The sequence below is a fragment of the Lacticaseibacillus pantheris DSM 15945 = JCM 12539 = NBRC 106106 genome, from assembly GCF_001591865.1.
GTDB lineage: Bacteria > Bacillota > Bacilli > Lactobacillales > Lactobacillaceae > Lacticaseibacillus > Lacticaseibacillus pantheris.
Genome location: NZ_BCVS01000116.1, coordinates 1 through 7,045 on the forward strand (window position 1 = coordinate 1; position 7,045 = coordinate 7,045).

Here is a 7,045-nt window from a genome sequence, read left to right on the forward strand (position 1 = left end):
CCACGCCAGTACGACCAGCCAATAGTAGCTACATTTCTTTGAACGTGACCTGGCCATCGTGGATGGTCGCCTGCTGGTAATCCCGCTGGTCCATGTAGTTAGTTTCCGTAAAGGTATCGAGCGTGTGGACAAAGACTACCTCGTACGTACCGTCACTCAACGACGACACTGAATCGGCGTATTCACCCTGTTTCTGCTTGTCGGCCGCGGCAAAGACCGCCTTAATCGCGGGGGGCATCTTTGCAGCAGTCCCACTGGTTTGCGACTTAGTGAACGTGGTGACCGCATTACCCTTAATCCGCACCATTTTGTTAGCGGACAGGAACAAGTATGTGTACTCAATATCGTTCGCCACCAGTGAGGTCGCCTGCGGTATGGTGTATCCCACCGTCATTGCTTCGGCCACCCGCGTCGCATAATTGCTTGCGTACAACTTCTGCGTGGAAATCTCGGCTAGATCCTGAACGTTAAAACGGCTGGCACTAGTCATACTACTGGTCGAATTGACGCTGAACAGCTGACCGTCCTGGACCTGCACCGCATCATAATTGCTAGCCGACCAATAGCCAGCAATCTGCGCCTGACTCAGATGCCTGCGGGGAGCCTGATATTCCTTGCGGGTATAAATCTGCGCCACATCAACATCGCCCAGCTCATCGCTACTGGAACCGTACGTCATCGACAGCGCGTACAGGTGGTTGCCCCGCGCGATAAAACCCGTACTTTGGACACTCACCGTGCCGTTCCGATAATATAGTAGCTCACTATACTTTTTGATGGTCAGACCGGCCTTGGCCTGCGCAAGCGCGCGGTTCAACTGCTTGATGGTCGCAAAGTGGGTCTTGGTGGTACTGCCCGAACTGAGTTGCCGTAACCGGGCTTTTAACTCGGTATACCCGATCCGCGTGTACCCACCCAGCTGACCCTTATGGAAGATCCACGGAGTCGCGACAACGGACTCGGATTTGGCGTACTTGTAGTGGGACAGCACCCCCTTACTGCTGGACTGGGCCGTCACATTTGCCTGACTATCCCAGAACGTCTGCTTTGCGTTCAGTATCTGTTTCGAAGTAACGGTACGTGCTTGCCGCTGTTCGGTCGCCCGCTGCGTTTGGCGGCTCAGGCTGGTAAAGCCCCACACGCCCAGCGCCATTACTAGTACCACCACGGCCGCCGCCATAATTATCTTGACTTGCTTCAATTGGTTGCCCTCGTCTCTGGTTGTTTCATCTATTATGACATGGACGGAATGGCGTTAACCCGCACTAACCAAATTTAACAATTGGTATGCTAGTCCGCCTGGATAGTGTACGGCAAAGCAACGGACAATCTGCTGCGTTATCCGTGCTGGCCTGGTGGTGTAGACCGAGTGGCCGGTGGCCGTGGAGTCGTCCACAAAGTTGCAGCACTCCGGCCACTAAAACCAGCAAGATAACCCGTTATCCACCCAACTAACGGTTTATCTTACCCGAGTTTCGGCATACACTAACAGACGGACATATTTTCGCTAACAAAGGAGCACAAAAAAATGACTGACATCCTCGTACTACACACGGGCGGCACCATCTCGATGACCGCCAACGCCGCTGGCGACGTGGCGCCCAGCGCGGAAAATCCGCTCATGGGCCAGACCGACCAGCTCGGCACCGACGTCAACGTCACGGCGGAGGAAATTTTCAACCTGCCATCCCCGCACATGACACCCGCACGCATGCTGGAATTGGCCCAACGGATCCGCCGCGCGGAAGCGGATGGCATTGACGGCGTGGTGGTGACCCACGGCACCGACACTTTGGAGGAAACCGCCTACTTCCTCGACCTCACCCTGGACAGCACGGTTCCCGTCGTCGTGACTGGGGCCATGCGCTCTAGCAACGAGATCGGTAGTGACGGCCTGTACAACTTCATCACGGCCATCCGAACCGCGGCCAGCCCCGAATCGAGGAACAAAGGCTGCCTGGTGGTGATGAACGACGAAATTCACACCGCCCGCTTTGTGACCAAAACCCACACCACGAACGTCGCTACGTTCCGTACCCCCACCTTTGGGCCCATCGGTCTGGTCACCAAAGACGGCGCCCGTTTCTTCCAGGAGTTGATTAACCAGGAATCCTGCCTCATCGACGCCGTGGTGCCAAACGTTTTCTTGTTGAAGGCGTACGCGGGGATGGACTCCGACCTGTTTGACGCATTGCCGGACAACACCAACGGCCTGGTCATCGAAGCACTCGGTGCGGGCAACCTCCCACCAGCAACTTTGCCCGGCCTACAACGCCTGATTGACCGCGGCGTGCCGATCGTCCTGGTTTCTCGCTGTTTCAACGGCGTTGCTGAGGGCTTTTACGATTACGAAGGCGGCGGCGTGGAGCTCGAAAAGATGGGCATCATTTTTTGCCAGGGACTGAACGGCCAAAAGGCGCGCATCAAGCTGATTGTGGGCCTCAGCGACGGCAAGTCCGGTGCCGAATTGAAGAAGTACGTTAATAACGCCATCAGCTAAGGCCGCGACGCCAAAAGGACTAGCGGTGCACCCTCCGTGGGCGAGTGCACCGCTAGTCCTTTTTTGCACCATTATTCTTCTACACGTCAGCGTCCATCTCACGGCCAATCGTCAGTAGGCGATTAACAATGTGTGCCTGGCTCCCACCCCGTGACGGCACAATCAGCGTTGGGCAGCGCACTGCCGCCGCCAAGTCCGCCGCGTACGGATCGACATCGGCCGCGGCGTGTTGCAACAGTGACTGCCCATCACGTAGCGCCACGAGCGCGGCGGTAACCGTCCCGTACGTCGCCAGTGGAGCGGCAACCTGGGCGATGGTTTGCACCCCCGCGGGTACCGCCGTCGCGCCGGTAACGGCTAACCCAACATCGGTGCGGCGAGCCCGAACGGTGGCAACCAAATCCTCCAGGTGCGCGTTAGGCCCACCGTCTGGCGCGGATAGCTGGTCGTTCATAACTTTCTCCACGGCCACGTCCATACGCCCGTCATCTGCCGCCACGCTATACAGCGCATCAAAGTCGGCGCCGTCACGTGCGAGCGGTACGGCCGGCCGTGGTGCAGTCGCCACAACCCCACCGAGGTAACGGTACAGCGGCACGCCTTCAAAGTTAGCGGCGGCGCGTGCAACGGCGAGCGACGTAGCAAACGTGGCGTTCACGCCGAGTCGATGCCAGTCATCCGTGCCATCCGCGTCCGCAATCGCTACGTCGCGCAACTGTTGGTTAAACGGCGATTGTCCGCGCAGTTCGTCGTGCAAAGTCGTGTTCACATGGTTGACGGCTTTGAGTACGCCTAAACCGTGTAGCCGGTCGCCACCATCGAGTAAGCCCACTCCCGGGCCACCAGCATGGCGCCCCGGTGTCGCCACCGTTGCGTTACCAGTAGTACCATCATTCAGCACTACGGACACCCGTAACGCTGGAGTACCCGCCGCGCTTACTACTTCGGCCGCCACTACATCTGATATTACAACCACCATCTTTGCTACCCCCTAAAATTCGTTCGTAACGTTATTCTACCATGCACACCTCATTGATGTGATTAATAACGCCAGCACCAACTAACACTAGGCCGGCCAATGCGCACATTCACCAGCCGCTGATTTTGCAAAAAGCAGTCCGTAATGTAAACGGTTTTCTGAATCAAACATGAGAAGAATAATTGCCGGTGGTGGGCGGTTTTTGTCCCGCCACTAGTGCAATTGTGAAGTTTACTCACATCATTTACAAGGACCGTTTGCAGGACTATTATGGTAATTAGATTAGGTGTTTAAACTCATTCGCATGCAAAGGAAGATGGATATGGCGCAAGCAACTATGGAACAACAGGAAACATCCGACGTAGAAGCAAGCATCAACGACCTCGTGGCAACTGCCCAGGCCGCATTTAACGAGTACCAACATTTTAGTCAGGAGCAGGTTGATTCAATCTGTGAGGCAATGGTTCAAACCGCGGCGGCCCACGCCAAGGAACTCGGTGAGTTAGCGTTCCGCGAAACTGGCCGGGGCAAGTCCGAAGACAAAGCCATCAAGAATATTTACGCTTCACAGTACATCTGGAAGGCCATCAAGGACGACAAGACCGTTGGTGTCATCGCCGACGACCCCGGCAAGAAGGTCACCGAAGTGGCAGAACCGCTGGGCGTCATCGCTGGGGTTACGCCGGTGACTAACCCGACCTCAACCGTTATTTTCAAAATTTTGTTGGCCCTCAAGACGCGCAACGCCATCATCTTCAGTTTGCACCCACAGGCTTTGGAATGTGGGATTGCGACTGCTCGACTCATGGCGAACGCGGCCGAAGCTGCCGGTGCGCCTAAGGGACTGGTCGGCTGGATTGCTGAACCAAGCATCGCCGCGTCCAACGCGTTGATGAACCACCCCGGTGTGGCCATCGTGCTCGCCACTGGTGGCCCGGGCATGGTCAAAGCCGCATATTCCACCGGTAAGCCAGCACTCGGGGTCGGCCCAGGTAACGCCCCCGCTTACATTGAGCACACTGCCGACGTAAAGGCAGCGGTGGCCGACATCATGATGAGCAAAACGTTCGACAACGGGATGATTTGTGCCAGCGAGAACAGCCTGGTGGTCGACCGCGACATTCTGGATGAAGTCAAAGCCGAGTTCGAGAAGCAGCACGCCTACTTTGTACCCGATAACGAGGTCGACAAACTCGCCGACGCCGTCATTGACCCACAGCGACACACCGTGCGCGGCCCGGTAGCTGGTCAGTCAGCCGAGAAGATTGCGGCCATGGCTGGCATCAAGGTGCCCGCCGGAACGCAACTCTTGATTGGCAAGCTGGACGGCATTGGCGTAAACTACCCGCTGTCTGGCGAAAAGCTGTCACCCGTACTGTCAATGTACGTGGCTAACACCCAGGAGGCGGCTTTCCAGCTCTGCTTGGGGATCCTCAACTACGGCGGTCTGGGCCACACGGCCGTACTCCACACCACTGACGAGGACGTCATCCGCCGCTTTGGCGACCAGATGCCATCTTGCCGGATTCTAATTAACACGCCAGGTTCTCTCGGTGGGATTGGTGGCCTGTTCAACGGCCTTACCCCATCCCTTACGCTGGGGACTGGGACCTACGGGAAGAATTCCATTTCCCACAACCTGTCCACACATGACCTACTGAACATCAAGTACGTATCCCGTGCGACCCGCCACCCAATCGAATTCATCAACGAATTGCGTGACGTCATTCGTAACAAGGACTAGCATTAATTAAACGATATAAATAGTGAGAGTGGACCCCGATGCGGTTAGCTCCCTGTGCCTAACGTAATAATGCCGATATTCCTAAGTGCGGGAATATCGGCATTATTACGTTAGGCACAGGGAACCGCATTGGGGTCCACGTTTGTAGGCGGGCTTCTCACCATAACTCCAATCGGTCAGAAGCCGGCCGGCACCGATGTTCGCCGTTTTTCCGCAGCCGCTAATTGTGACCAGGCCACTTTGCTATTTCACTGGCCACCCAGCCACCGATTGGGCACCCAAACAATCACCACGGCCAAGGCAATCAACGCGCCGTTCACTACTTGGCCCCAATGGCACCAGTAGATCAGCGCCAGCAGTATGAAAATAATGACGGTTTTAATCAACCCTGCCCGCACATTGCGCATCTGGCACCCCCGTACTGTTCCAAATAAACTACCGTTGAGCGCATTATACACCCAGCACGTATTTACGCACGGCTCGCGCCACACCGTTATGGTCGTTATCGCTAGTCACAAAGGTGGCGTTCTTCTTCAGGGCACGGCGCGCATTACCCATAGCAACGGGGATACCTGCACTCGCTAGCATCGGCAGGTCGTTCAGCTCGTCCCCAATGGCCATCACCTCATCCATTGCGATGTTCAGGTAGGCACTCAAGTCAGCCAAGGCCGTCCCCTTATTAGCCGTTTGGCTCATGATTTCAATAAAGTATGGTCGGGGCCGCACGATGTAGTACCGTGACCCCAGCTGGTTGATGCAGTCCATCTGGACCCGACTAATCGTTGCGGGGCTGCCCGCCAGCACAATTTTGGCCGCGTGGAAGTCCGGTCGAATGCTATCCAAAGACACGTGGTGAATACCGGCGTGATCGGCCGCCGCCTGCCGCACGGTGTACGGGTTAATGTAACTGTCCGTCACGTAGTTATGCCCCTGCTCATCCAAAAAGTGGAAGTGGACGTCGTGTTCCGCCCCAAATTTCGCCACCGTTTCGATATCATCCCGACGCATGGTATGGCCCTTCAATACCCGCCCCGTCAGTGTCTGCAGTAACGCCCCGTTGTAGGTAATTGCGTACTGCGTGTCACCGCGCAGGTTTAATTCACCTAAGTATTCGCTAATCCCAAAGAGGGGGCGGCTAGTGGTGAGCACCACTTTCACCCCACGATTAGTGGCCTGCTGGAGGGTAATCGCGGTGGTGTCCGTCATCTGTCCCTGCGAGTTAAGGAGCGTATCGTTAATGTCGACCGCAATCATTTTAACCGTCATCGCTGCTATCCCCCTTCGGTAACGTCTCGGGGTCACACTGACCACGGCCGACGTCACGAAAATTTCTGTATCAATTAATTATAGCTTAAATACACTAGTTTGCGATAGCGTTATCATTTTGAAAATAATTGCACCATTGTCAAGTGGCGGTTATGTCCGGTGCGGGTGCCGTGGGGTACTGCGACTTTGTGGAACGCTCCACGGTGATTGCTGCTAGTGGCTGGTCGTACTGGCGTGGTGGATGTTCACCGTTACGTTGAAGAGACAGCTACCAGCTTAAACTCATGTGACGGAATACACTCACGCAACAACATACCGCTTACTAACTGGAACAGCGAAACTCCTAGTGATAAATAGTTTAGCTGAATACATATGAGTGCGGGAAACAGAATCCCGGTACCAAAGAACACTCCATATAGGCAATCTACGGATGGGCTTTGGGACGGAGGCGCCATTCCTGTAAACGTATTTATTACGGTAGCGTGCGGCCGCTTCGGTCATGCGGTGAGTGCAGACGTGTGGGATTGGAATGGTAGCTACTACTAATGGGTGGCGT

General features: G+C 55.7%; 6 protein-coding genes. 2 read left to right on the forward strand and 4 right to left on the reverse strand.

The window, feature by feature from the left end; translation table 11 throughout:
- Positions 1–28: 28 nt before the first annotated feature.
- Positions 29–1,201 carry a hypothetical protein gene (locus LPA02S_RS10000; protein ID WP_054651049.1) on the reverse strand — a complete coding sequence of 391 codons (1,173 nt, stop codon included), beginning with the start codon at positions 1,199–1,201 and terminating at the stop codon, positions 29–31.
- A 327-nt stretch (positions 1,202–1,528) separates the two neighbouring features.
- Between LPA02S_RS10000 and LPA02S_RS10005 the strand changes: the two genes are divergently transcribed.
- Positions 1,529–2,500: an asparaginase gene (locus LPA02S_RS10005; protein WP_056956113.1), complete on the forward strand. Its 972-nt coding sequence runs from the start codon at positions 1,529–1,531 to the stop codon at positions 2,498–2,500.
- A gap of 79 nt (positions 2,501–2,579) precedes the next feature.
- On the opposite strand, the gene LPA02S_RS10010 is transcribed toward LPA02S_RS10005, so the two are convergent.
- Positions 2,580–3,479: a phosphopyruvate hydratase family protein gene (locus LPA02S_RS10010; protein WP_054651053.1), complete on the reverse strand. Its 900-nt coding sequence runs from the start codon at positions 3,477–3,479 to the stop codon at positions 2,580–2,582.
- Positions 3,480–3,801: 322 nt separating this feature from the next.
- Here LPA02S_RS10010 and LPA02S_RS10015 point away from each other — a divergent pair, with 322 nt between their 5' ends.
- Positions 3,802–5,223 (forward strand): aldehyde dehydrogenase family protein, encoded by a 1,422-nt coding sequence (locus LPA02S_RS10015; RefSeq protein ID WP_056956114.1) that lies wholly within the window; start codon positions 3,802–3,804, stop codon positions 5,221–5,223.
- 248 nt (positions 5,224–5,471) lie between these two features.
- On the opposite strand, the gene LPA02S_RS11710 is transcribed toward LPA02S_RS10015, so the two are convergent.
- Positions 5,472–5,630: a hypothetical protein gene (locus LPA02S_RS11710; protein WP_156302171.1), complete on the reverse strand. Its 159-nt coding sequence runs from the start codon at positions 5,628–5,630 to the stop codon at positions 5,472–5,474.
- A gap of 43 nt (positions 5,631–5,673) precedes the next feature.
- Entirely contained in the window at positions 5,674–6,489 is an 816-nt protein-coding gene (locus LPA02S_RS10020; RefSeq protein WP_054651062.1) for a Cof-type HAD-IIB family hydrolase, read from the reverse strand.
- Between the last annotated feature and the right edge of the window lie 556 nt (positions 6,490–7,045).